At 38.3% G+C, this 23772-nt stretch carries 31 protein-coding genes; 27 read left to right on the top strand and 4 right to left on the bottom strand.

Translation table 11 applies throughout. The features are described from left to right. Positions 1-17: 17 nt before the first annotated feature. From rplR to TE34_RS02480, 22 genes are all read left to right on the top strand, one after another. A complete protein-coding gene (rplR, locus tag TE34_RS02590) occupies positions 18-380 on the top strand; it encodes a 50S ribosomal protein L18 (protein ID WP_047983273.1) in 363 nt (120 codons plus the stop codon). Positions 381-400: 20 nt separating this feature from the next. Next, positions 401-904 (top strand): 30S ribosomal protein S5, encoded by a 504-nt coding sequence (gene rpsE / locus TE34_RS02585; protein WP_047983272.1) that lies wholly within the window; start codon positions 401-403, stop codon positions 902-904. A 13-nt stretch (positions 905-917) separates the two neighbouring features. Further along, a complete protein-coding gene (rpmD, locus tag TE34_RS02580; RefSeq protein ID WP_047983271.1) occupies positions 918-1100 on the top strand; it encodes a 50S ribosomal protein L30 in 183 nt (60 codons plus the stop codon). A 30-nt stretch (positions 1101-1130) separates the two neighbouring features. Continuing rightward, positions 1131-1571 carry a 50S ribosomal protein L15 gene (gene rplO / locus TE34_RS02575; RefSeq protein ID WP_047983270.1) on the top strand — a complete coding sequence of 147 codons (441 nt, stop codon included), beginning with the start codon at positions 1131-1133 and terminating at the stop codon, positions 1569-1571. After that, positions 1571-2863: a preprotein translocase subunit SecY gene (gene secY, locus TE34_RS02570; protein ID WP_047983269.1), complete on the top strand. Its 1293-nt coding sequence runs from the start codon at positions 1571-1573 to the stop codon at positions 2861-2863. Before rplO ends, secY begins: the two co-directional genes overlap by 1 nt. Before the next feature lie 31 nt (positions 2864-2894). Further along, the gene (locus TE34_RS02565; RefSeq protein ID WP_047983268.1) at positions 2895-3539 is read left to right on the top strand and encodes an adenylate kinase; all 645 of its coding nucleotides are present in this window, start codon (positions 2895-2897) and stop codon (positions 3537-3539) included. A gap of 415 nt (positions 3540-3954) precedes the next feature. Continuing rightward, on the top strand, positions 3955-4173 hold the full coding sequence (infA, locus tag TE34_RS02560; RefSeq protein ID WP_010652072.1) for a translation initiation factor IF-1: 219 nt from the start codon (positions 3955-3957) through the stop codon (positions 4171-4173). Positions 4174-4204: 31 nt separating this feature from the next. After that, positions 4205-4318 carry a 50S ribosomal protein L36 gene (rpmJ, locus tag TE34_RS02555; RefSeq protein ID WP_010095733.1) on the top strand — a complete coding sequence of 38 codons (114 nt, stop codon included), beginning with the start codon at positions 4205-4207 and terminating at the stop codon, positions 4316-4318. A gap of 21 nt (positions 4319-4339) precedes the next feature. Next, the gene (gene rpsM / locus TE34_RS02550) at positions 4340-4705 is read left to right on the top strand and encodes a 30S ribosomal protein S13 (protein ID WP_047983267.1); all 366 of its coding nucleotides are present in this window, start codon (positions 4340-4342) and stop codon (positions 4703-4705) included. A gap of 21 nt (positions 4706-4726) precedes the next feature. Further along, complete coding sequence (rpsK, locus tag TE34_RS02545; RefSeq protein WP_047983266.1) at positions 4727-5116, top strand: 30S ribosomal protein S11; 390 nt, start codon at positions 4727-4729, stop codon at positions 5114-5116. A gap of 277 nt (positions 5117-5393) precedes the next feature. Continuing rightward, positions 5394-6338, top strand: a complete 945-nt coding sequence (locus TE34_RS02540; protein WP_047983265.1) for a DNA-directed RNA polymerase subunit alpha — start codon at positions 5394-5396, stop codon at positions 6336-6338. 43 nt (positions 6339-6381) lie between these two features. Beyond that, positions 6382-6735, top strand: coding sequence for a 50S ribosomal protein L17 (rplQ, locus tag TE34_RS02535; RefSeq protein ID WP_047983264.1), 354 nt, complete (start codon positions 6382-6384; stop codon positions 6733-6735). Positions 6736-7141: 406 nt separating this feature from the next. Next, complete coding sequence (locus TE34_RS02525) at positions 7142-7981, top strand: energy-coupling factor ABC transporter ATP-binding protein (protein ID WP_047983262.1); 840 nt, start codon at positions 7142-7144, stop codon at positions 7979-7981. Beyond that, positions 7957-8829: an energy-coupling factor ABC transporter ATP-binding protein gene (locus TE34_RS02520; RefSeq protein ID WP_047983261.1), complete on the top strand. Its 873-nt coding sequence runs from the start codon at positions 7957-7959 to the stop codon at positions 8827-8829. Before TE34_RS02525 ends, TE34_RS02520 begins: the two co-directional genes overlap by 25 nt. Then, the gene (locus tag TE34_RS02515) at positions 8822-9622 is read left to right on the top strand and encodes an energy-coupling factor transporter transmembrane component T family protein (RefSeq protein WP_047983260.1); all 801 of its coding nucleotides are present in this window, start codon (positions 8822-8824) and stop codon (positions 9620-9622) included. Before TE34_RS02520 ends, TE34_RS02515 begins: the two co-directional genes overlap by 8 nt. A gap of 23 nt (positions 9623-9645) precedes the next feature. Beyond that, entirely contained in the window at positions 9646-10395 is a 750-nt protein-coding gene (truA, locus tag TE34_RS02510) for a tRNA pseudouridine(38-40) synthase TruA (RefSeq protein ID WP_047983259.1), read from the top strand. A gap of 276 nt (positions 10396-10671) precedes the next feature. Continuing rightward, complete coding sequence (gene rplM, locus TE34_RS02505) at positions 10672-11109, top strand: 50S ribosomal protein L13 (protein WP_047983258.1); 438 nt, start codon at positions 10672-10674, stop codon at positions 11107-11109. Between the two features lie 18 nt (positions 11110-11127). Next, complete coding sequence (gene rpsI, locus TE34_RS02500) at positions 11128-11520, top strand: 30S ribosomal protein S9 (RefSeq protein ID WP_047983257.1); 393 nt, start codon at positions 11128-11130, stop codon at positions 11518-11520. Positions 11521-11811: 291 nt separating this feature from the next. After that, positions 11812-13719, top strand: a complete 1908-nt coding sequence (locus TE34_RS02495) for an N-acetylmuramoyl-L-alanine amidase (RefSeq protein ID WP_053074941.1) — start codon at positions 11812-11814, stop codon at positions 13717-13719. A 271-nt stretch (positions 13720-13990) separates the two neighbouring features. Continuing rightward, positions 13991-14212 carry a hypothetical protein gene (locus TE34_RS02490; RefSeq protein WP_047983256.1) on the top strand — a complete coding sequence of 74 codons (222 nt, stop codon included), beginning with the start codon at positions 13991-13993 and terminating at the stop codon, positions 14210-14212. Positions 14213-14475: 263 nt separating this feature from the next. Continuing rightward, positions 14476-15153: a hypothetical protein gene (locus TE34_RS02485; RefSeq protein ID WP_047983255.1), complete on the top strand. Its 678-nt coding sequence runs from the start codon at positions 14476-14478 to the stop codon at positions 15151-15153. Next, on the top strand, positions 15150-16373 hold the full coding sequence (locus TE34_RS02480) for an efflux RND transporter periplasmic adaptor subunit (RefSeq protein ID WP_047983254.1): 1224 nt from the start codon (positions 15150-15152) through the stop codon (positions 16371-16373). The genes TE34_RS02485 and TE34_RS02480 overlap by 4 nt, the downstream gene beginning before the upstream one ends. 34 nt (positions 16374-16407) lie before the next feature. On the opposite strand, the gene TE34_RS02475 is transcribed toward TE34_RS02480, so the two are convergent. Further along, positions 16408-16653, bottom strand: coding sequence for a hypothetical protein (locus TE34_RS02475; protein WP_047983253.1), 246 nt, complete (start codon positions 16651-16653; stop codon positions 16408-16410). A 93-nt stretch (positions 16654-16746) separates the two neighbouring features. Further along, positions 16747-17466 (bottom strand): DUF2294 domain-containing protein, encoded by a 720-nt coding sequence (locus tag TE34_RS02470; RefSeq protein ID WP_084710598.1) that lies wholly within the window; start codon positions 17464-17466, stop codon positions 16747-16749. A 126-nt stretch (positions 17467-17592) separates the two neighbouring features. Here TE34_RS02470 and TE34_RS02465 point away from each other — a divergent pair, with 126 nt between their 5' ends. The 3 genes from TE34_RS02465 (at position 17593) to TE34_RS02455 (ending at position 20728) form a co-directional block, all read left to right on the top strand. Further along, entirely contained in the window at positions 17593-18747 is a 1155-nt protein-coding gene (locus tag TE34_RS02465) for a GNAT family N-acetyltransferase (RefSeq protein WP_157037565.1), read from the top strand. Between the two features lie 90 nt (positions 18748-18837). Continuing rightward, positions 18838-19560, top strand: a complete 723-nt coding sequence (cwlD, locus tag TE34_RS02460; protein WP_047983250.1) for an N-acetylmuramoyl-L-alanine amidase CwlD — start codon at positions 18838-18840, stop codon at positions 19558-19560. A 109-nt stretch (positions 19561-19669) separates the two neighbouring features. Then, positions 19670-20728: an Mrp/NBP35 family ATP-binding protein gene (locus tag TE34_RS02455; protein WP_047983249.1), complete on the top strand. Its 1059-nt coding sequence runs from the start codon at positions 19670-19672 to the stop codon at positions 20726-20728. A gap of 47 nt (positions 20729-20775) precedes the next feature. Here TE34_RS02455 and gerD read toward each other — a convergent pair whose 3' ends face one another. Beyond that, complete coding sequence (gene gerD, locus TE34_RS02450) at positions 20776-21420, bottom strand: spore germination lipoprotein GerD (protein WP_047983248.1); 645 nt, start codon at positions 21418-21420, stop codon at positions 20776-20778. 148 nt (positions 21421-21568) lie between these two features. Between gerD and TE34_RS02445 the strand changes: the two genes are divergently transcribed. Beyond that, positions 21569-22171, top strand: a complete 603-nt coding sequence (locus TE34_RS02445; RefSeq protein ID WP_047983247.1) for a KinB-signaling pathway activation protein — start codon at positions 21569-21571, stop codon at positions 22169-22171. 55 nt (positions 22172-22226) lie between these two features. On the opposite strand, the gene pdaB is transcribed toward TE34_RS02445, so the two are convergent. Beyond that, on the bottom strand, positions 22227-22985 hold the full coding sequence (pdaB, locus tag TE34_RS02440) for a polysaccharide deacetylase family sporulation protein PdaB (RefSeq protein ID WP_047983246.1): 759 nt from the start codon (positions 22983-22985) through the stop codon (positions 22227-22229). Positions 22986-23199: 214 nt separating this feature from the next. Here pdaB and TE34_RS02435 point away from each other — a divergent pair, with 214 nt between their 5' ends. After that, complete coding sequence (locus tag TE34_RS02435) at positions 23200-23421, top strand: hypothetical protein (RefSeq protein WP_047983245.1); 222 nt, start codon at positions 23200-23202, stop codon at positions 23419-23421. Positions 23422-23772 lie beyond the last annotated feature (351 nt).

The raw sequence follows: 23772 nt of genomic DNA, 5'->3' as shown, positions 1-23772 counted from the left end.
AGAAAGGAGTGACCCAGATGATCACAAAACCTGACAAAAATGTTTCACGTAAAAGAAGACATAATCGTGTTCGAAAAAATCTTTTCGGAACAGCTGAGCGTCCTCGTTTAAACGTGTACCGTTCAAATAAACACATTTACGCACAGTTAATTGATGATACTAACGGAGTAACATTAGTTAGCGCGTCTACTGTGGATAAAGAATTAAGCTTAGATTCAACAGGTAGCGTTGATGCTGCTACTAAAGTTGGAGAATTAATTGCAAAACGTGCCCAAGATAAAGGTCATAAATCAGTTGTATTTGATCGTGGAGGCTACCTTTATCATGGACGTGTAAAAGCATTAGCAGATGCTGCCCGCGCGGCAGGTCTTGAATTTTAATTGTAAAAGGAGGGACACAGATGAAAACAGTAATCGATCCTAATAAAATAGATCTTGAAGAACGTGTTGTTGCGATTAACCGTGTTGCAAAAGTTGTAAAAGGTGGACGTCGTTTCCGTTTTGCTGCACTAGTTGTAGTTGGAGATAAGAACGGCCATGTTGGATTTGGTACTGGTAAAGCACAAGAAGTACCAGATGCTATTAGAAAAGCAGTTGATGATGCGAAGAAAAACTTAATCGCTGTACCGATTGTTGGAACTACGATTCCACATCAAATTAATGGAGTGTTCGGATCTGGTAACGTACTAATGAAACCAGCTTCTGAAGGTACTGGAGTTATCTCTGGTGGTCCAGTTCGTGCGGTATTAGAACTTGCTGGTGTTGGTGACATTTTAACGAAATCACTTGGTTCAAACACACCAATCAATATGATTCGCGCTACAATGAATGGTTTATCTAATCTGAAGCGTGCTGAAGAAGTAGCAAAACTACGAGGAAAGTCTGTAGAAGAACTGTTAGGATAAGGAGGGAAACACTATGTCTAAAAAATTAGAAATCACCCTCACACGCAGTGTTATAGGTGCGAAAGAAAAACAAATGAAAACCGTTGAAGCACTAGGTTTAAGAAAGATTCGTCAAACGGTAGTACTTGAAGATACTCCAGCTGTTCGCGGAATGGTTAACAGAGTGTCCCATTTAGTATCCGTTAAAGAAGGTTAATAAACATTAGCGTAAAGAGGAGGTGCTCGTATGAAACTTCATGAATTGAAGCCAGCAGAAGGATCACGTAAAGAGAGAAACCGTGTAGGTCGCGGAACATCATCTGGTAACGGAAAAACTTCAGGTCGTGGACATAAAGGACAAAACGCTCGTTCAGGCGGTGGTGTTCGTCCAGGATTTGAAGGAGGACAAATGCCTTTATTCCAACGTTTACCAAAACGTGGATTTACAAACATAAATCGTAAAGAATATGCTATAGTGAACTTAGATGTTTTAAACCGATTTGAAGACGGCACAGAAATTACTCCTGAGTTATTAATTGAATCAGGTGTCGTGAAGAACGTAAAAGCAGGTATCAAGGTACTTGGTAATGGTTCCGTCGAAAACAAATATACCGTTAAAGCTCATAAGTTCTCTGCTTCTGCAAAAGCAGCTATCGAAGAAGCGGGCGGTAAAACAGAGGTGATCTAATGTTCCGTACATTCTCCAATTTTATGCGCGTGGCTGACATTAGACGGAAAATACTTTTTACATTAGCTTTGTTAATTGTATTCCGTCTTGGCACATTTATTCCTGTGCCATTCACAGATAAAAATGCACTAGAATTTATGACCCAGCAAAATAATGTATTCGGATTTCTAGATACATTTGGCGGTGGGGCATTAATGAACTTCTCCATTTTAGCAATGGGAATTATGCCTTACATTACGGCATCGATTATTATGCAATTACTACAAATGGATGTTGTACCAAAGTTCACCGAGTGGAAAAAACAAGGTGAAGTGGGTAGGAAAAAACTAGCTCAAGTTACACGTTATGGAACAGTGGTGCTTGCATTTGTGCAGGCAATTGCTATGTCTATCGGGTTTAACGCGATGGCTGGTGGATTCTTAATCCCTAATCCTGATGCTGTTAAGTTCCTTATCATTGCATTAGTATTAACTGCTGGAACAACATTCCTAATGTGGTTAGGTGAACAGATCACTGCAAATGGAGTTGGGAATGGAATTTCGATACTCATTTTTGCTGGTATCGTAGCTGCTGTACCGAATGCGGTAAATCAATTATATGCCACGTATTTCTCAAATCCTGGTGATGAATTGTTTATCAACATCGTTATTGTAGCGCTAATTGCTCTAGTTATAATTGCGATTACTGCGGGTGTAGTATTCGTACAACAAGCTTTACGTAAGATCCCAATTCAATATGCAAAGAAACTTGTAAACCGTTCTCCAGTTGGTGGCCATTCTACACATTTACCACTGAAAGTAAATGCTGCTGGAGTTATCCCAGTAATCTTCGCAATTGCCTTTATTATGGCTCCTGCTACAGTTGCTGGATTCTTCGAAGGAAGCGTTGCTACAACGATTGAATCAATTTTTGATTATACAACAACAATAGGTATGCTTATCTATGTAGTGCTTATTATTGCGTTTACGTATTTCTATACCTTTGTTCAAGTTAACCCTGAACAAATGGCTGAAAACTTGCAAAAGCAAGGTGGATATATCCCAGGAATCCGTCCTGGTAAAAATACTGAAACGTATCTTACACGTGTTATTCATCGATTAACATTTGTAGGTGCAATATTCTTGGCTGCAGTTTCTGTTTTGCCGATTGTCTTCGGTAAACTTGCAGGACTTCCACAAGCAGTTCAAATCGGCGGCACAAGCTTACTAATCGTTGTAGGTGTAGCAATTCAGACGATGAAGCAGTTAGAAGGTCAGCTAGTGAAGCGACACTACAAAGGATTTATTAAGTAAGAATTATTGCCAATGAAGCGAGGGGAAAGTTTTGAATTTATTGTTAATGGGCTTACCTGGTGCCGGAAAAGGTACACAGGCAGAGAAAATAAGCGAGAAATATAACATCCCTCATATTTCAACAGGAGATATGTTCCGATCCGCTATTAAAGAAGGAACAGAACTTGGTGTTAAGGCAAAAAGCTTTATGGACCAAGGAGCACTTGTTCCGGACGAAGTAACAATTGGAATCGTAAAAGAGCGTTTAAGTAAAGATGATTGTGAGAAAGGGTTCTTGTTAGATGGTTTCCCAAGAACCACTCCACAAGCTGAAGCTTTACAAACACTTTTATCAGATATGAATCAAGCGATTGACCATGTATTACATGTGAAAGTACCAGAAGAGAAATTAGTGGAGCGTTTATCCGGTCGTAGAATTTGTCCAACATGTGGTAGAGCGTATCATGTGATGTATAATCCTCCAGAAAAAGAGGGTATATGTGATAAAGATGGTTCAGCGTTAATTCAACGTGATGATGACAAACCAGAAACGGTTAAAAATCGTTTGAACATTAACATCGAACAATCCAAACCGTTACTAGACTTCTATGAAGATAGAGGATACCTTGTAACCATTAATGGTGATCAAGATATTGATAAGGTTTTTCAGGACATTCAATCGATTATTGAAAAGTAAATACTGTTGGCCCTACGCGTTTTGACAATTCTATTTGTTTCTAAGGTAAATGAGTCGTGAGGTTTAATGCTAGATGCTTGGATATACTTAAAATATTCAAACTCTCATTTAGGTGAACGTTGTAAAGCGAAACTGATTCAGATTCCACGAATAGGTCTTGTTTGTCGTATTTTGCAAGGGCGACAAGACATTATCGATTTTAAGTGATTGATGATCGTTATGTCTTGGTAGCAGTTGGGGAACACGTTAATATGATCGACCAAAGAGAAAGAATAAACATCATATTGAAACATGGATAATTGTCTCCAGAAGTCCAAAACAGCCTTCTAGATACTGGTCGTGTCACAAATGAAAGTTAATATTTACTAATGATTAAACACTATTGTGACTGATTTAAAGAAGGGAGTAAGGCACGATGGCGAAAGATGATGTAATTGAAGTGGAAGGTACCGTTACAGACACATTGCCAAATGCAATGTTCAAAGTAGAGCTTGAAAACGGCCATACGGTCTTGGCACATGTATCTGGTAAAATCCGTATGCACTTCATCCGTATCTTACCAGGTGATAAAGTAACGGTAGAACTCTCTCCGTATGATTTGACAAGAGGACGAATTACGTACCGTTATAAATAAGCGAGCTCCGATATAAAAGGAGGTAAAGATGATGAAAGTAAGAGCATCTGTAAAGCCAATTTGTGAAAAATGCAAAGTCATTAAACGAAAAGGCAAAGTAATGGTGATTTGTGAAAATCCGAAACATAAGCAAAAACAAGGTTAATGAAGGAGGTGCTTGTTACACATGGCACGTATTGGAGGTATAGATATACCACGTGAAAAACGTGTAGTAATTTCTTTAACATACATTTATGGTATTGGTAAGAAAACTGCACAAGATATCCTTAAAGAAGCTGGCGTTTCTGAAGATACTCGTGTTCGTGACTTAACTGAAGATGAGTTAGGACGTATCCGTTCTGCAGTTGATGGTTATACAACTGAAGGGGATCTTCGTCGTGAAGTGTCTCTTAACATTAAACGTCTTATTGAAATCGGCTCATACCGTGGTCTAAGACATCGTCGTGGTTTACCGGTTCGCGGTCAAAATACGAAGAACAATTCTCGTACTCGTAAAGGCCCACGTCGTACAATCGCTAACAAGAAAAAATAATGTAAGGAGGTAAACAATTAGATGGCTCGTAAAACGAATACACGTAAACGTCGTGTGAAAAAGAATGTTGAGACTGGTATAGCACATATCCGTTCTACTTTTAACAACACTATTGTAACGATCACTGATGTTCAAGGTAATGTTATAGGTTGGAGCTCTGCTGGTGCACTAGGTTTCAAAGGTTCTCGTAAATCTACTCCATTTGCTGCGCAAATGGCTGCTGAAACTGCTGCTAAAACTGCAGTAGATAACGGTATGAAAACTCTAGAAGTTACAGTTAAAGGTCCTGGAGCTGGTCGTGAGGCTGCTATCCGTTCTTTACAAGCAGCTGGTCTTGAAGTTACTGCTATTAAAGACGTAACTCCAGTACCTCATAATGGTTGCCGTCCACCAAAACGTCGTCGTGTATAATTTTAACGTATAATATTTGTCACCCTGTCTATAATGGGTTATGATGACTAAAAGTATAGATGGTAATAGAGATAAATACGTAAACACCAAGGTTAGAAGGAACTCTATAAAACGCCAACGGGCGGTAAGATTCCTTTGCGCCTTACTATACAGCATCGCTAAGACAAAAGTACGATAAATATACAAGTAGAGCAGAATCGCCAACTGCCTACCTGAGGAATTTCGGTTAGATCTTATCTAGCCGGGGTTTCGACGTTTTAAAGGAGGGTATTATGGAATGATTGAAATAGAAAAGCCAAAGATTGAAACGGTTGAGATTAGTGATGATGCTACATTTGGGAAATTTGTGGTAGAGCCGCTCGAACGTGGTTATGGTACAACTCTAGGTAACTCCTTGCGTCGTATCCTACTATCCTCACTTCCAGGTGCTGCTGTTACATCAGTTCAAATTGATGGAGCTTTACATGAGTTTTCAACAATTGATGGAGTAGTTGAAGATGTCACTACAATCATTTTGAATCTGAAAAAGCTTGCCCTAAAAATCTATTCAGATGAACCAAAAACATTAGAAATTGATGTGCAAGGTGAAGGAATCGTAACTGCTGCTGATCTAACTTATGATAGTGATGTAGAAGTGCTTAATCCTGAACTTCCAATTGCAACCTTAAATGCAAAAGGAAACTTGCGTATGAAAATAACTGCACAACGTGGTCGAGGTTATGTTCCAGCTGATGCTAACAAACATGAAGATCAACCAATTGGTGTTATTCCAGTTGATTCCATTTTCACACCTGTATCACGTGTTACTTACCAAGTTGAGAATACTCGTGTAGGTCAAAGTGCAAACTACGACAAATTAACATTAGATGTATCAACAGATGGAAGTATTCGTCCAGAGGAAGCAATTTCTCTTGGGGCTAAAATTTTATCTGAACATCTAAATATTTTCGTAGGCTTAACGGATGAAGTACAAAATGTCGAAATTATGGTCGAAAAAGAAGAAGACCAAAAAGAAAAAGTCATGGAGATGACAATTGAAGAATTAGACTTATCGGTTCGTTCTTATAATTGTCTAAAACGTGCTGGCATTAATACAGTTCAAGAGCTTTCAAATAAATCTGAAGAAGATATGATGAAAGTGCTTAATCTTGGTCGTAAATCATTAGAGGAAGTTAAAGTAAAACTTGCTGATTTAGGCTTGGGTTTACGTAAGGACGACTAATAATCGGACATCTTAAGAGTTTCAAGAAAGGGAGGGATATTTCATGGCTAGAAAACTAGGACGTACTACAGATCAACGACTAGCACTACTTCGCAACCTTGCTTCTGATTTAATTATTCATGAGCGGATTGAAACAACAGAAGCTAAGGCGAAAGAACTTAGATCTGTCGTAGATAAAATGATTACACTAGGTAAACGTGGTGATCTACATGCTCGTCGTCAAGCTGCTGCATTCTTATACAACAAAGAAGCTAGTGAAGAGGATTCTGTGCTTCAAAAGCTTTTCAATGATGTAGCGAAACGCTATGAAGACAGACAAGGTGGATATACACGCGTTCTTAAACTGGGCGAACGCCAAGGTGATGGAGCGAAAATGGCAATTATTGAGCTAGTTTAATCAATCCATACGCGTTAAGGGCAGGACTTGATCTCTTCCACGAGGTGAAATCCAAGCCCTTTTTTTGTATAGTTAAACGTATAGAAGTAACTGGTATATAATAGTCACTAATAGTTAGTGCATCTAACCCGCTCCGGAAATATACTGCGCTTTCCGTGGGCGGCTGGTGAGCCTCCTCAGAGCTATCGCTCTTGCGGGGTCTCACCGATGCCTATCCTCCCACTGGAGTCTCCGTATATTTCCGGAGCTTATATAGCTTTTAGTTACTATAATATTCAATGTGAAAATTACTTCAAGTGCTTAACTTTTTAATTACATTGTTGATTTGTTAACATATAGCAGGATAAATAGTAAAATACATACATACACAAAACCTTAAGGCTATGTGAGACGAGGAGGAAGTAGGATGAGAGAGAAGTTTATTGAGTTTAGGAATGTATCGTTTCGGTACGGAGATGAGCAGCCTTGGGTGTTAGAGAATGTTTCTTTTGAGATATATAAAGATGAGTGGGTCGCTATAATTGGCCATAATGGTTCTGGTAAGTCTACGATTGCTAAATTGATGAATGGTTTATTATATCCCCAAGAGGGAGAGATTATCATCAACGGGCTTCCGGTGAATGATCAACATGTTTGGGAAGTTAGAAGGCAAGTTGGTATGGTGTTTCAAAATCCGGATAACCAGTTTGTTGGGACTACGGTTCAAGATGATGTTGCTTTCGGTATGGAAAATAGAGGTGTTCCAAGAGAGGAAATGACCAAACGAATCGGAGAAGTATTAAAGGCGGTTCGAATGGAGGATTATCTCTTAACAGAACCACATCGGTTATCAGGTGGGCAAAAGCAACGTGTTGCAATTGCTAGTGTGTTAGCAATTAATCCTAATGTGTTAATACTCGATGAAGCAACAGCAATGTTAGATCCTCGAGGACGTAAGGAAATCATGCAAACAGTAGCTGATATACAAGCTAAGAATGAAATCTCATTAATTACGATTACACATGATTTACAAGAAGTGGTGCAGGCTGAACGTGTTATTGTGATGAATGCTGGAAAGGTTTGGGACGAGGCTACACCACGGGAGATTTTCACGAAAAAGGATGAGTTAAGAGAGATTGGATTAGATGTACCATTCATCGCACTATTAGCGGATGAGTTAAAACATAATGATGTAAGCATTATAAATGAGCCATTAAATCATGGAGAACTATTGGAGGAATTATGGACATTACATTCAAAGATGTAAGTTATATCTACCAAGCAAACTCACCCTTTTCACATAAAGCTCTAGAGGACCTATCGTTTCATATTCCATCTGGAACATTCGTTGCCGTGATTGGACACACAGGCTCTGGTAAGTCAACGCTCATTCAGCATTTGAATGGACTATTAACCCCTACCATCGGTGAAGTACAAATTGGGGATTATTTCATAAATGCAGATAAAAAACCAGAGAATTTAAAGGAATTGCGAAGTCGTGTTGGTGTCGTATTCCAATATCCTGAACATCAGCTTTTTGATGAAACAGTAGCAAAGGACATTGCATTTGGTCCCAAAAACTTTGGTGTGTCTGAGCAGGAAATCGAATCGAGAATAGAGGAGATTATCCCTGCTGTTGGTCTGGACAAGCAATTATTAGAAAGATCACCTTTTGATTTAAGTGGGGGCCAAATGAGACGGGTTGCTATTGCAGGCGTATTAGCAATAAAACCAGAAGTGCTTGTCTTAGATGAACCAACTGCTGGATTAGATCCAAGAGGTCAACGAGAAATGATGGATATGTTCTATCGCCTTCATAAAGAACGAAAATTAACGACGATCCTAGTAACACATAGTATGGAGGACGCAGTTAGATATGCGGACCATGTCATTATTATGAATAAGGGAACGAAATACATGGAAGGGACACCTGAAGAGGTGTTTATTCAGCGTGATGCACTTAATAAGGTGCAGTTAGATGTCCCGGAAGTCATTCAATTTATTAATTCATTCGAGGAAAGATTTCATATAAAAATACCGTTTAAACGACAATCCGTTCAAGAATTAGCTATCCAGATTCAGCAAGTATTAAAGGGGGCTGAATCCAGTGAATAATATGATGATTATCGGTCAGTATGTCCCAGGAAATTCATTGGTACATCGGTTAGACCCTCGTATGAAAATCACCATCATATTCTTATTTGTTATTTTTGTGTTTTTCGCTAATAATGTTGCAAGTTATAGTATCTTAACCGTTTTTGCAATTATAACTACTGCAGTTACTAGAATACCGTTTCGATTTATTTTAAAAGGCTTAACGCCTGTATGGTTTTTAATTATCTTTACCTTTATCCTTCATTTGATTGTGACGAAAGAAGGTACAGTCTTATTTGAACTGTTAGGATTTAAACTTTATACCGGTGCACTTATCCAAGGTTTCGCCATATCGTTACGGTTCTTCCTATTGATTTTAATCACATCGCTATTAACGCTGACGACGACACCAATAGAAATTACAGACGCGATAGAGGATATGCTACACCCATTAAAAAAGATAAAGTTTCCCGTACATGAATTAGCACTAATGATGTCTATATCTTTACGATTTATACCGACGTTGCTACAAGAAACAGACAAAATATCAAAAGCACAAGCTTCTAGAGGTGTAGACTTTCGTACAGGCCCAATTAAAGAGCGTTTGAAAGCCGTTGTGCCATTATTGGTACCTTTGTTTGTCAGTGCCTTTAAACGGGCTGAGGAGCTTGCTATGGCAATGGAGGCAAGAGGGTATCAAGGTGGCGAAGGAAGATCAAAATTAAGACAGTTAAAGATAGAGAGAATTGATATTTTTGTGTTGTCTTTATTTATCCTAGTAATAGCTGGCTTATTTTTGACTAGAAACTATTAGACATATGACAAGGAGGGACAGTTATGCCAAAAATTAAATGTACGGTAGCATATGACGGAACTAATTTTTTTGGCTTCCAAGTCCAGCCTGATAAACGAACAGTACAAAGTGAGTTAGAAAAGGCCCTTAAAAAAATGCATAAAGGCGAGGAGATTCGTACGTATGCATCTGGCAGAACTGATGCAGGGGTTCATGCAAGGGGACAAACCATCCACTTTGAATCCAAACTTGATATCCCGGGAAATAGTTGGAAGAAGGCATTAAACACGCTCCTACCTGAGGATCTATTTATTCAAGATGCGGAAATGGTTTCAGACGACTTTCATGCTAGATATGATGTAGTAGAAAAAGAGTATCGCTATTTTATATGGAATGCGCAAGAGCCAGACATTTTCAAAAGATATCATATCTATCATTTTCCTTATAAACTAGATTTGAAAGCAATAGAGGAAGCGTGTCGCTATCTAGAAGGGACGCATGATTTTACTGCCTTTTCATCTGCAAAATCGACTGTGAAAGGGGAAAAAATCAGGACACTGTATGAGGTCTCATGTTCTAAAACAGGGGAGCAAATTGAGTTCATCTTCCGAGGAAGCGGCTTCTTATATAATATGGTTCGAATTATAGTAGGTACGTTGTTAAATGTTGGTCAGGGAAGAATAGACCCGAAAGAAATTATCACCATGCTAGAAGAGAAAAATCGACAGCGTGCTAGTAAAACTGCTCCTGCTCATGGACTTTATTTATGGAATGTAAATTATAAAAATCAGTGATTCCGATATTCGACTAATCACTACATTTCCTGGGAAATATCGACAGGTTTCTTTTTAGGTTGAAATGATATATAATAAGTCAGGTAGTCTTATAAGGAACTATAAAAATAAATCTGCCAGACGCTTGACAAATCGCCCTAATTTGATATATTATGGTCTATGGCATTTTATTTCTAAAACCGCGATTAGCCCCGGAACTAATTGTGTTGAAAATATAGGAATAACGAACTTTAAAACTTAAAAATTAATGAATGAAAATATGGAGGGAAACCAATCATGCGTACAACTTTCATGGCGAATGAAAACAATATCGAACGCAAATGGCTTGTTGTAGATGCAGAAGGCCAACGCCTTGGTCGTCTAGCAAGTGAAGTTGCTGCAATCCTTCGCGGAAAGCATAAAGCAACTTATACACCACACGTTGACACTGGTGATTATGTAATCATCGTTAACGCTGACAAAATTGAACTAACTGGAAACAAGTTAGCTAACAAAATGTACTACCGTCACTCTGGACATCCAGGTGGATTAAAAGAACGTACTGCTGATGAAATGCGTACAAAGTATCCTGAGCAAATGCTTGAACTTGCTATCAAAGGCATGCTTCCAAAAGGATCTTTAGGACGTAAAATGGGCAAGAAATTGCATGTATACAGAGGCGCTGAGCACAATCATGCAGCACAAAAACCAGAAGTTTACGAACTTCGCGGATAATAAAAGGAGGTAAACAAATTGGCACAAGTACAATACTACGGCACAGGTCGTCGTAAACACTCAACTGCACGCGTACGTTTAGTACCGGGTACAGGTAATGTAACAATCAATGGTCGTGATGCAAAAGACTATTTCCCATATGATACTCAATTACTAATTCTTAACCAACCACTTCAAGCTACTGAAACTCAAGGAACTTATGATGTTTTAGTAAACGTTCATGGTGGTGGATTTACAGGTCAAGCTGGTGCAATCCGTCATGGTATCGCACGTGCTTTACTAGAAGCAGATCCAGGTTATCGTCCAGCACTTAAGAGTGCAGGATTCTTAACTCGTGACCCTCGCATGAAAGAACGTAAGAAATACGGTCTTAAAGGCGCTCGTCGTGCACCACAGTTCTCAAAACGTTAATTTTATATTTAACTACAACCCTTTCTCTGTTTGAGAAAGGGTTGTTTTTGTTTTGTTTTAGTTTAAGGCGAGTCCAGAACTTCTACATCATGATTCGATATAATTCTAAGTGAGTGACAGGTAATTATAAGCAAAAGTTCTGTTTTCTTACACGTAAGGTACTTTCAACCTACTTCATCGCAGCTAATGTGTAGATCTCATAGGTAAATTGGTTTGATTTCCTAATGTTTAGAAGGATTATCGCCATGTTTAATAGAAACTTATCTTAAATAAATAAGAGGAGGGACTATCATGGCGTTTAATTCCAGAATACTTTTAAAGGTATCTTTGGCTGTTGTATTGGGACTTAGCTTGTTATACGCTTTATTAGGTTTCGCTAACTTTGATGAAGAAAGAGAAGCCGCTGCGGCTACAATTGATACCGTTGATTTACAGGAAGTGTTTGAAAAGGCCGCTAAGGAATTTGGGGTTCCACAAAGTGTTTTGATGGCAGTATCCTATAATCAATCGAGATGGGACCATCATGAAGGTCATAGTGAAGTAGGTGGCTACGGTCTAATGAACCTAGTGCATATGCATGGGAATCAAGATGCGAGCGGTAAGAATGAAGAACAAACAGAACTCTATACAGACGATAATGATTCCGTTAATACACTGGACAAGGCAGCTCAATTGCTCAAAGTGGATGTCGAAGTATTAAAAAATGATCCCGAACAAAATATTCGAGGAGGAGCAGCCCTTCTTGCTATGTATGCAAAGGAAACAGTCGGAGAAACACCATCCGATCTATCTGATTGGTATGGAGCAGTTGTAAAATACAGCGGATCGGATATTGAGACGGTTGCTGAAGGGTTTGCAGATGATGTATATAACACGATTCAAGAGGGTAGACAGAGAGTAACCAAGAATGGACAACAAGTAAAATTAGACGCAAAAAATATTGAGCCAAATAAAGACACTGCAAAGAATATTCCACTACGAAATGCCGAAAAAACAGGTGCTGATTGTCCAAACGGACTAGAATGTACGTTTATTCCTGCACTTTATGAACAATTCTTTAGTAATCCTAGAAGTTATGGAAACTATGATATTGCGGACCGCCCGAACGATGGCCTGGATATCCGATATATTATCATCCATGATATTGAGGGGACTGCCGAGTCTGCAATTAACCACTTCCGTAATCGTTCTTATGTAAGCGCTCACTATATTCTGGATTCAGAAACGGGAGCTATCACTCAGATGTTGAGAAATGAAGATGCAGGTTGGCATGCAGGTAACTGGTACTTTAATGCCCATTCCATTGGCTTGGAGCATGAAGGGTTTGCGGTAGAAGGGGCAGATTGGTATAGCGAGCAAATGTATCGCTCATCTGCGAAATTGGTGAAATACTTAGCAGAAAATTATAATATACCACTTGATCGCCAGCATATCATTGGGCATGATGAAGTCCCGGGATTAACGAAAGCTAGACAACCTGCGATGCACTGGGATCCTGGTGCTTATTGGGATTGGTCACACTTCTTTAATCTTTTGGGCGAACCAATTAACCCTAGTAATGGGGGAGAAGACAGCAACATCATTACGATAAACCCTAATTATAATACAAATAAGCCGACATTCACATATGGTTCAGAAATACTGGAGCCAAAGTCATCCAGTTTAATCCATTTATACACGGAACCTAGCTTTGATGCTCCGCTAATCAAGGACCCACTTCTTAGCAATGGTGGAACGAGCCGTATTAATGATTGGGGAAATAAGGCGGCTATTGGGCAAACGTATTATAAAGCAGACCAAGCGGGTGATTGGACCGCAGTTTATTATGGCGGTCAAAAGGCGTGGTTTTTTAATCCAAACAATAAAAATGCATCTCCGGGGGACGGAATCGTAATTAAACCTAAGGAAGGAAGTAGTTCTATTCCGGTTTATGGAGCTGCTTATCCTGAAGACGCTGCCTATGACGAAGCAGGAATAGAAGAGTGGGCAAGGGGATATGCTGAAGCCCTATACGAAATTCCTGAGGGACAATTTTATATAGCCACAGGACCATTTCAATCAACCTATTATCATGCCAAGTATTTTAATGACCCGGAAACGAACCAAGTAGTAATAGGTGAAGAAGAATACTATCAAATCTTCTTTAATCACCGGCTTGGATTTGTTAAAAAAAGTGATGTTGATGTCGTGAATCCTTAATTGAGTCTTGAACTTAAACATCTCAAAACTCCCAATCCTTTTGGACTGGGGGTTTTGTATAGATTAAAATACTGACATGATTCCTAGTTAAAGACAAAATTTTAAATAATTAGGACAACCAATAGTCAAATTTCTAGTTATTTCGAGACAATAAGATACATAGGATTAATATGAGGGAAAAACACTTCAGGAGATATTCTAGGATTTTTCCGCTTTAATTTTGCATACAGACCTGAACGGCTCTTAAAAATAATGAAGGTGGTGCAAAGAAATGAATCGTTATCGAAAGCCTATGATAGGAGGACTGGTTGGTGCCTCCACTGCTGGCGGATGGTTGATTATGGACTTACTTCTCCCCGAACCAATTGGAGACTACCTTTTATTTGGACTGATGGGTGCGGTTAACGCTGCAGTTGGTTGGCAGGTTGTACGAATGCTCGATAAAAAAGACGCAAAAGACATAGAAGCGAAAAAACTAGCTGAAACGAATTAAATACGGAGAAAGTGCCAGATATCTCGAGAATGATAACATTCAGAGTATCTGGCACTTTTTTGCTTTCGTATAATTTTTCCCACTTAAGCTAGCAAAAACAAGCACATGAACAATAGGTGTATTTACGACTTTTTTTGCTATCATTATGGGACTTAAGCACCAATATTATTCGAAATAAATTGAATATAATGGATATTTGTTGAATCCTGGGTTAAAATTAGTGAAAATAGGTCCCCAAAGCTAAAACAGAAATGGGTGAAAAAATGATTTATCAAGTACAGCTTATCAAATTATTATTTGCAGTGGATGATCATATTTTTCGAATTGGGAGAGCGGAGTTAATTCGAAATCCATGGAAGGTTATTCTTTTACTAGTATTTCTTTGTATGCTGATTTATAGCGGAATGGGAATATTAGGCTTAGGTTCATCCGTGATGTCCAGTGAAGCTGTATTAGTCGATCCTGCTACCTATGAAACGCATAAGTTCTGGTTTCTTGTTGGAAGAGCAATCTATTCACTGGCATTTGCATTATTTATTCTATTTATCCCATCACTAATTTTTTATTGGGTTACTAAGATTCCTTTTAAGAAATTATTGATTTTGCAAATGATTGTATTATTTGTCTTGTTAATCGAACGTGTATTATGGATTCCAATGGCCGTTTACTTTGGCTTGGATTGGTTTGTCTCACCCTTGTCATTTGGTGTCATTGCATCCTACATAACCGATATTCCATTCCTTATCTATCTATTTGGTGCAATCTCTTTATTCCAACTTTGGATTATTGGGTTCCAAATCAAATTTTTATGTAAGCTATCGGGAATACATAAAGGGTGGATATGGAGTACAGTAATTCTTTTCCATATAGCAACTTGGTCTGTAACGGCGGTAATAGCCTTTACCGATATTCATATCATTAATGGGTGGTTTAACTCATGAGAAAAAAGATAAAATGGTTTGCGTTAATCGCATTTATTGTTATCAATAGTTTACTGATCTGGTTAGATGATGGGGATAAAGTGGAGAGACTCGCTTATATTCCGACATGGGAGCGGGTATATCAAGCTGATTTGTATGAGACGGTAGAAGCGGAAGGCGTCGTATCTTATTCTGGTGAGAGCTACGTTTACTTTGACAAAGAACTTGGTAGTTTTGATGGTTTCTTAGTTGAGGAGGGAGCGACTGTTAAAGTAGGCGACCCGCTTTTCCAATATCAAGTCCATGATTATGCGGAAACAGAAGCTTTACTTACATATGAGCTAGAAAAGGTTAATGGAGAAATAGATGCAATTGAAAATGCGATTACGGAAATGGTAGCCTTTCGAATACCAACGCCTTCTGTTCCAGTAGTTGCAGGGGATGAGGAAGAGGATGGTACAACGGTAGTGGTTGCTCCAGAACAGCCGGTTGAGGCTGAAGTGATGAAGGAGCAGTTTATTATCCAGAAGGAACAGGAACTCGCAGCAAAACAAGAGCAGGAAAGAATCATCCAATCTCAGTTAGATGATTTACAATCAACCGGAGCAATTATTACGGTTGAAAGTCCTTTTGAAGGCAAGATTAAAGAAATTTCTTCTACGCTAAGCGATCCAATTATCCGTGTGGAACATACATCGTTACTCGTAAAAGGAGATATAGGTGAGTCAGCTAGAGTGGAAGTGGAAGTAGAACAACCAGTAGAAGTCGTCCTAAAAGAAAATGGACAAACATTACTAGGATTCATTACGAATATTAAGGACTCTCCATATGAAGTGGAGGTAGATTCGAAAAGTATTTACCCAATTGAAGTTGGGTTTAAGGAGGGACAGGTCCTCGATACCATTTATCCAGGCTATCATGCCGATCTAACGATAACGGTTAATGAGTCAATACAGGCGAATACGGTCGATACGAGTATGGTTCAGCAACACCATGTGTGGAGGATGAACGATTCTGGTAAAGTGGAATTAGTTCCTGTTCAAACTGGTATTTTAATGGGGGATCAACTAGAGGTAATAAGTGGCTTAGCACATGGCAATGTTATTACGGAAGAGGAGATCCATTCTGATTTTTCAGGAATGCCTTTCATTACGCCATTGAAGATTAGTCATGTACCTTGGCTGACCATTGGACAAGGGGATTGGCTTGCCTATATGACAAAGGGAATAATAGTTAGGTAATGACTAGGGGAGGAAGTAGGTTTACTTCCCCTTTTTAATGTGGTTCGTTATTATCTAGTTCATCCTTGGTGAGGTTTCTTTCTTTTTGTAAAAACCATCTACCGATAATCCGTAATTCTATTAAGGATACACTACGCTCTTTAGATACCTTCTCAATTAAACTCTTTTCAAAAAGCATCTGATTCAGATTTTCCCCTTGTTTAATCTTTTTTTGTACAAAACAATAAAACGCTCCTAATAAAGGTGTAGGTAAATTTTCATAAAAGTTTTTTCGTTTCATTTCCTTCTCCTTAGATGTCTTTATATATTTATGAAATAAAAAAAGCCAAAAAGGGGATTCAAAAATCATCCTCTTTTTGGCTTATGACTAGCTTTACTTATCTAGTACATTACCGCCTGATTGATTGGGGTTAACAATAAAGATAATAATGCTCTTATCTCGATCGAAATCCCAGGATACAAATGCATCATCTATCTTACTATCTAATATAGACTCTAGCCGCATACTATTATGAAGCTGGCGTTTTTCTATATTGCGTTTAGCGTGTCGTAAAATCTCACGATACCCTAGTCGAACCAATTCTCTTTCAATGGTTATTAAAATACCTGTCCGTAATACGGCATAGGTTCTATCATTTATTTTTATAGACAATACTTCCTCAGGAACTTTTTCTGTTTGGCGTCCAATGTAATTAATTTCCTCGTGCAATAATTCCTTATTGGGAAAAGGATCACTAACAAGTGATTCAAGTTCAGACCTATCAGAAGCAATAGCAACAAACATGCCAGAGTGATTATGTAATCCCCAGTCATAATAAAACTGATCTATTTCCATATGGGTTAGCAGGTTAATGTAAGCTTTAATTTCAGGAATGAGGCTTTCCATTAATATATCCCTAGTTCGATGAACAATATCCTCTTTTTTTTCTGAGAGTAATACCTTTTCCATAGGAGCGATAAAATTTCTGATATATACGGTAATAAGTGGCTTGCGAATCGAAACATATACAGTTTCAGGTCCTCGTCCAAAATTATCACGTAACATTTTCCCGATATAACTGGATAGTTCTTTTTGAATTGACTGCTCTTCCAATGGATACATCCTTTTTTTCAGATAAAAGCGCTATTGTCTTTTATCCTTCATCATTTTAGTTGGTATAATTAAAATTATCAACTATTATCTGAGAAATATACCAAAATAAGGGAGGAAATGTGATTGATGAAGCAATTACAGTTAAACAAAGAATACCGTGAAATATTTGAGCTTTCGCAGTTTGCCTTTCAGTATAAGCTAACGGAAGACGAAATCGAGAAGAAGCGGCTAGAGGCGGAGCGACATATCATTTGGGGCGTGAAAGAAGAGGGAAGACTTGCGGCAAAACTACACGTAATTCCGCTGACTGTATATGTTCATGGAAAGCAAATGCATATGGGGGGAGTTAGTTCTGTTGCGACATGGCCTGAATTTAGAAGAAATGGTCTTGTGAAGGAGTTATTGACGAATGCCCTAAACGATATGCGGAAAAACGGGCAGGTGCTATCTTACCTTCATCCATTTTCTGTTCCGTTCTATCGCAAATTTGGTTACGAGCTTGCATTTAACGAGAAGATTTACACCATCCCTTTTGAAAAATTAAAAAGAAATTGGGATGCAAAAGGTTACGTTAGGCGACGTGAACCAGATGTCTCGTTATTAAACAACGTATACAATTCGTATGCCAAGCGATACACGGGTGCCATTGCTCGTGATGAAAAGTGGTGGAAGCAACGGGTGCTGAAGGATGATGCACATCTTGCAGTAGCATATGACGAAAGTGGAATTCCAGTGGGGTATATCCATTTTGAAGTTAAGGATAAAAAGTTTACAGTAATTGAAATGGCTTATTCTTCCTTAACGGGTCTAAAGCTACTCATGCAGTTTATATCAAATCATGATTCTATGGCCGAGACGGTAGAACTTGTAGTACCTGAAAATGACAACATCCCACTTCTACTAGATGAACCAAGGTTTGAAACGAAAGTAGATCCTTACTTCATGGCAAGGGTTGTCAATGTGAAGGAGTTTTTAAAACAATTCCCATTTGAAGGATCGGCTACTGATGAGTCCATTTCATTATATGTCGAGGATTTAATCATCCCAGAGAATTCGGGTCTGTATAACATAAGGCAGTCAAGCGGTGGTGTAACGCAAATTAAGTCACGTTCACAAGCAGAGGTGACGTGTACAATTCAGCAGTTTACCGCAATGTTCCTCGGATATAAGAGACCGACAGAGCTTTATCAATTAGGGTTAATCACTGGTAAAGAGGATGCGATTAAGAAATTAGAACAAATCATTCCACACCAGCAAACATATTTTCCTGATTATTTTTAAATTCGGCACGTCTAATCGTACCATTCCTATGTCATAATCCTAAAACTTGTCCCATAAAATAGGGAGAAGATATATAAAGGGGCGAATGGGATGAATCGTTTTGGGAAAATAGTTGCTTGGATAATTGGAGTAGTTGTATTAATTGTACTTATAAAAATACCTTTACCAGATCATGCGGTAGAAACAACTGGCTTTTCGCTTCCACTCAGTGGGAAAACCATTGTACTGGATCCAGGGCATGGTGGCCCAGATGGTGGTGCAGTTGGAAGAGATGAAACGTTAGAGAAGGACATTGCATTACAAGTATCAAAAGAACTAAGGGATTATCTTCAAGAGTCAGGGGCAATTGTGTATTTAACGAGAGAGACCGACAAAGATTTAGCGGATGAGGGAATGAAGGGACTGTCGAAGCGAAAGGCTCAGGATATAAAGAGGCGGATGGATTTTATTCACTCCCATCAAGCGGATTTCTTCTTAACTATCCATTTAAATGCTATCCCATCTACAAAGTGGAGTGGGGCTCAGACTTTCTATCATCCGAAGTCAGAAGAGGGTAAGCATTTGGCGAAAATGGTTCAAGCACAAATAACGCATAATCTTGAGAATACCAATCGTAGTGCGCTTGCGATTAATAATTTATATTTATTAAAAAAGGCAGAAATTCCAGGAGCGCTAGTAGAGATTGGTTTCCTATCGAATGAGAATGAGCGGGAACTATTAAAACAAGATACGTATCAAAGACAGATGGCGGCAAGTATTTATCAAGGGATCCTTCGTTATGTGACAGAAGAACCAGAAGCGGAAGAAGAGTAATCCTTTCTGGTCACCTTCCTAATGATTCATATCACTTAGATTTTCTAAGATTTATGTTATACTAGCCTTGGACTTAATAAATTCAAAGCTGGTTTAGGAAGGTGATTACATGTTAACAAAAGAAGAAGTAATACAATTGCTAAATCCTGTAAAAGATCCCTTTTTACATAGAACATTAGAAGAAACAGAAGGAATCAAAGAAGTAACCATAAAGGAAGATAAGAAGCATATTAGTGTGAAGGTTGCTATAGGTAAAACGAATACAGCTGAACAAATGCAACTTCAACAAGAATTAGTGGGTATTCTAAAGCGAAATGGTGCGGTTACCGTTGGTCTGCGCTTTGAGCAATTACCTGACGATGTAATCAAGCGATATCAGCCTGCAGTTGAAAGCGCTAAAGAAAAGTCATTAATGGGTGGAAACAAACAACCACATTTCTTGGCAATTGCGAGTGGTAAAGGTGGGGTAGGTAAGTCTACGGTCACTGTAAACTTAGCTGTTGCTCTTAGACGATTAGGAAAAAAAGTCGGTATTATCGATGCAGACATTTATGGTTTTAGTGTTCCAGATATGATGGGTATTGAGGAAAGACCTGTTGTTCGTGCGGAAAAAATCATTCCAGTAGAACGTTTTGGTGTAAAGGTAATTTCCATGGGATTTTTCGTTGAAGATAATTCACCAATTATTTGGCGCGGACCGATGCTTGGGAAGATGCTAAATAGCTTCTTTAAAGAAGTGGAGTGGGGCGATTTAGATTATCTATTACTAGACCTACCGCCTGGTACCGGCGATATAGCAATGGATGTTCATGAGCTATTACCTTCATGTAAAGAGATTATTGTAACAACTCCACACCCAACTGCAGCGTTTGTAGCGGCACGTGCAGGTCAAATGGCACTTAAAACCGATCATGAGATTTTAGGTGTCGTGGAAAACATGGCTTACTATAAGAGTCCTAAAACTGGTGAGAAGGAATATGTTTTTGGACAAGGTGGCGGGCCAAAACTTGCTGAAGTACTAAAAACAAAAGTACTTGGACAACTTCCGATTCAACAACCTTATGAAGAAGAAGATGTTTTTGCACCATCTGTATACCAAGAAGACCATCCAAATGGAAAAGAGTATCATAAGATGGCAGCGAAAGTGATTGCGAAAGTGGAAGAATAATTAAAAATGGTCAGTTCCTAACAATGAGGAGCTGACCATTTTTGGTATTAGGAGCCACCGCCGCCACCGGATTCTCCGCCGCCTTCACCACCGGAGCCGCCGCCACCTTGGCCACCAGATTCTCCACCGCCACTTTGTCCGCCGCCTTTGCTCTGTTCCTCAGCAGCTTTCAATAATATTTCTTGGATTTTGGCTTGGAATATTGGTGATTCCAACGTTTGTTGTATCGTTTCTTCTAGGTGTGCGCGGAACTGTTGGCTTTTTAATGTTTGTATTTGTTGTTCGGTCATCTCCGGATTTTGTAGTAAATCCATCATTTGTTTTTGGTATTCAGAGTCTTTCATTAAATCTTTCATCAATTTTTTCTGATCTTCTTCAATGGATTTATAATAAGATTCAACAAACTTAGGATCCTCAAAGAGCTTCTTCCACATTTCTGCCCCTTTATCCGAAGTTAATGTTTCATCGATTGCTTGTTTTACGGTTGCGGAGTCAATAACGAGCTTTTGCTGCATCTTTTCATCCGCGAGATTTTCCCCAATTGCCTTCTTACCATCTTCGGTTTGTAATATATCAACAACCATTTTCTTAGTTGCATCATAGTCGGTTTCTTTTGGTGCAGCTTCCCCACCACATGCACTCAATAACAGAAGTGATACACCAATTATTGGTAAATAGAATACACGTAGCATGCGCTAATCCTCCTTCCACTTATCTTTTAATATGGGTGAGAAAAGCAAAAATATGCACTTGATAAAGGAAAAAAGATGATGTTCATGGTAAAATACGAGTTGTACATACAGAATGGAATTATTTACTTTTATCAGGAGGATTATTTAATTGAATAGTCGTAAAGTAGTGAATTTATTTTTAAAAACATTGGCTTTAGGTGGCCTTGTTGGTCTTATTGTAAGCCTTTTTGTAAATGTTAGCGGTGCCTATACGGAAAATCTTCAGCCGTTTAATTTCATGGGTCTAATAGGTGTAATGTTATTCTTTATTGGTCATGGTATGTTGTATAGTGCGGTTAGCCAAACGGGATTTTTTGCATATTTATATGTGCACCGATTAGGATTAAGTATCTTCCGGTCATTCTGGCCGACGGTACAGATTGTGTTGATAGCATTTATAACGTTTGATTTAATTTACTTCCCTTATAAGGATGCGGATGGGGAAGTATCATTGATTTGGTTTATCCTTGCAGCTGCAGCCCTAGTAGCTTATGGATGGGTCATTGCAAAAATCAAAGCAAAAGAAACAAAAAAACACGCTTTTGTACCAGCTTTGTTCTTCATGGTCGTGTTTACTGTTATTGAATGGGTACCGGCATTAAGGATTGGATTAGTTGGTGCGGATTTTTCATTAATCATGATCATCACTCTGTTAGCATGTAATACATACCAATTACTTGTATTGCATCGCTTAAATAACAGTGCAAAGTAAATTTTAGTAGTTGAAATAAAGAACCTGATGATTTCGTTTATCATCAGGTTCTTCTTTATTCAACTATTTTTGACTCTGCGTGTGCTTGATTTATTAACTCGGATACAGTGACAAACTTAAAGCCTTTGTTTTTGAGCCCTGGTAAAATGGTCTTAAGTGACTCGCTAGTTTGTTTTACCGAATCAGAAGCGTGTAATAAAATGATATCTCCATTATTCGTTTTAGACATAACATGATCAACTATTTTTTGAGTACCTGGATTTTGCCAATCATTCGGGTTAATATTCCAATGGATTACTTTATGCCCTAAACCTTCTGCCAATTTAATAACTTCCTCATTGAAATGACCATGCGGTGGTCGAACGAGCTCAAGGTCCTTATACCCTAACTTGCCAAAAATCTCTTTTGCGTACATTAGATCCTTTTTAACCTGGTTTAATTCTTGATCCAGGTAGCTTTTATAGCGATAACCTAACATACCAATCTCGTGCTTGTTTTCAGATATCTTTTTTAGAATATCAGGATGCTTTTCTGCCCATTCCCCACTAACAAAGAAAGTAGCTTGTACTTGTTGCTGTTCAAGCTGTTTTAAAATATCATGTACCTTTTGTTCTCCCCAACTAATGTTGAATGTTAATGCGATACTTGGTTCATCCGAACTACCTTTCGAAAGTGCGACAGGTTCATTTTTGGAGAAAACAGATAGCGCACCATTACTCTCAAACCACAAAAAACCAGCTGTAAAGAATGCTAACACAATGACAAGAGTCCATTTTTTAATTCGATTAAAACGAAATACGTAAAAATGACTCATAATCCACCTCCTAAGGAAACAAGCTATCCATACATTTTATGAACAGAAAAATAAAATATGAACAAGCTGTTAATATTTAAACAAACAGAGCTGAATAAATTCATTAAAAATGTGAACTATATAAAATACCCCCATATTGCAATGACAATTTCGAAAGGATATAGTACCAAGAATTTTAGTTGAATTTGTCGAAACTACTGAGGTGAATAGTAATATGTTAGGTTTAATGATAAATCATACAGAGCTAAAGGAATTGGAGTATCTAATTAAAAGAGAACTAGATGAAATAATTTTTGATTTAGATGATAGTAGAATAGATAATATGGTTAAAGATGCAATGAAGGAACGTTATAAAGTGCTCTTCCAATTATTAAGAAGAGTAGCAAGCGAGAAAGAGTGTATGCGATACATACCAAAGAAAACACAGAATGAGTAGCCAGTCATTTTTAAATGAAAATACATAACCAAGTACGAAAAATTCAGAAGAGACTTTTTTAGAAAAATACCGTTGATTTTATTTTATGGCTATGGTATATTAATTTTTGTTGTCACATACGAAACATTGTCGATAATAACTTAAAAGTTTTTTAAAAAAGTTATTGACTTCTGGTGGCAAACATGATAAATTATATCTTGTCGCTAAAAACGACACCACGAAGATTGTTCCTTGAAAACTGAACAAAACAACCAGTATGTCAAGAAGAAACATACCCTGTTTTTTCTTAAATTATGAAATACAGAAGCTAGCAGCTTCTTTGCTAAGAACTTTCCTATGAATGATTGGTGT

The sequence above is a fragment of the Ornithinibacillus californiensis genome (assembly GCF_001038485.1).
Lineage (GTDB): Bacteria > Bacillota > Bacilli > Bacillales > Amphibacillaceae > Ornithinibacillus > Ornithinibacillus californiensis.
The sequence above is the reverse complement of the archived record's forward strand: the minus strand, read 5'-3'. Positions and strand labels throughout refer to the sequence as shown.

Excerpts from the sequence above, each read along its gene's own strand:
- truA (WP_047983259.1), top strand. The coding sequence starts at position 9,646 with ATGCCAAAAATTAAATGTACGGTAGCATATGACGGAACTAATTTTTTT.
- TE34_RS02475 (WP_047983253.1), bottom strand. The coding sequence starts at position 16,653 with ATGAAACGAAAAAACTTTTATGAAAATTTACCTACACCTTTATTAGGA.
- TE34_RS02525 (WP_047983262.1), top strand. The coding sequence starts at position 7,142 with ATGAGAGAGAAGTTTATTGAGTTTAGGAATGTATCGTTTCGGTACGGA.
- rplR (WP_047983273.1), top strand. The coding sequence starts at position 18 with ATGATCACAAAACCTGACAAAAATGTTTCACGTAAAAGAAGACATAAT.
- TE34_RS02465 (WP_157037565.1), top strand. The coding sequence starts at position 17,593 with ATGAAGCAATTACAGTTAAACAAAGAATACCGTGAAATATTTGAGCTT.
- rplM (WP_047983258.1), top strand. The coding sequence starts at position 10,672 with ATGCGTACAACTTTCATGGCGAATGAAAACAATATCGAACGCAAATGG.
- rpsE (WP_047983272.1), top strand. The coding sequence starts at position 401 with ATGAAAACAGTAATCGATCCTAATAAAATAGATCTTGAAGAACGTGTT.
- TE34_RS02480 (WP_047983254.1), top strand. The coding sequence starts at position 15,150 with ATGAGAAAAAAGATAAAATGGTTTGCGTTAATCGCATTTATTGTTATC.
- rpmD (WP_047983271.1), top strand. The coding sequence starts at position 918 with ATGTCTAAAAAATTAGAAATCACCCTCACACGCAGTGTTATAGGTGCG.
- rplO (WP_047983270.1), top strand. The coding sequence starts at position 1,131 with ATGAAACTTCATGAATTGAAGCCAGCAGAAGGATCACGTAAAGAGAGA.
- TE34_RS02455 (WP_047983249.1), top strand. The coding sequence starts at position 19,670 with ATGTTAACAAAAGAAGAAGTAATACAATTGCTAAATCCTGTAAAAGAT.
- infA (WP_010652072.1), top strand. The coding sequence starts at position 3,955 with ATGGCGAAAGATGATGTAATTGAAGTGGAAGGTACCGTTACAGACACA.
- rplQ (WP_047983264.1), top strand. The coding sequence starts at position 6,382 with ATGGCTAGAAAACTAGGACGTACTACAGATCAACGACTAGCACTACTT.
- TE34_RS02540 (WP_047983265.1), top strand. The coding sequence starts at position 5,394 with ATGATTGAAATAGAAAAGCCAAAGATTGAAACGGTTGAGATTAGTGAT.
- TE34_RS02490 (WP_047983256.1), top strand. The coding sequence starts at position 13,991 with ATGAATCGTTATCGAAAGCCTATGATAGGAGGACTGGTTGGTGCCTCC.
- rpsM (WP_047983267.1), top strand. The coding sequence starts at position 4,340 with ATGGCACGTATTGGAGGTATAGATATACCACGTGAAAAACGTGTAGTA.
- cwlD (WP_047983250.1), top strand. The coding sequence starts at position 18,838 with ATGAATCGTTTTGGGAAAATAGTTGCTTGGATAATTGGAGTAGTTGTA.
- TE34_RS02485 (WP_047983255.1), top strand. The coding sequence starts at position 14,476 with ATGATTTATCAAGTACAGCTTATCAAATTATTATTTGCAGTGGATGAT.
- TE34_RS02435 (WP_047983245.1), top strand. The coding sequence starts at position 23,200 with ATGTTAGGTTTAATGATAAATCATACAGAGCTAAAGGAATTGGAGTAT.
- gerD (WP_047983248.1), bottom strand. The coding sequence starts at position 21,420 with ATGCTACGTGTATTCTATTTACCAATAATTGGTGTATCACTTCTGTTA.
- TE34_RS02495 (WP_053074941.1), top strand. The coding sequence starts at position 11,812 with ATGGCGTTTAATTCCAGAATACTTTTAAAGGTATCTTTGGCTGTTGTA.
- pdaB (WP_047983246.1), bottom strand. The coding sequence starts at position 22,985 with ATGAGTCATTTTTACGTATTTCGTTTTAATCGAATTAAAAAATGGACT.
- rpsK (WP_047983266.1), top strand. The coding sequence starts at position 4,727 with ATGGCTCGTAAAACGAATACACGTAAACGTCGTGTGAAAAAGAATGTT.
- secY (WP_047983269.1), top strand. The coding sequence starts at position 1,571 with ATGTTCCGTACATTCTCCAATTTTATGCGCGTGGCTGACATTAGACGG.
- rpmJ (WP_010095733.1), top strand. The coding sequence starts at position 4,205 with ATGAAAGTAAGAGCATCTGTAAAGCCAATTTGTGAAAAATGCAAAGTC.
- TE34_RS02520 (WP_047983261.1), top strand. The coding sequence starts at position 7,957 with ATGGACATTACATTCAAAGATGTAAGTTATATCTACCAAGCAAACTCA.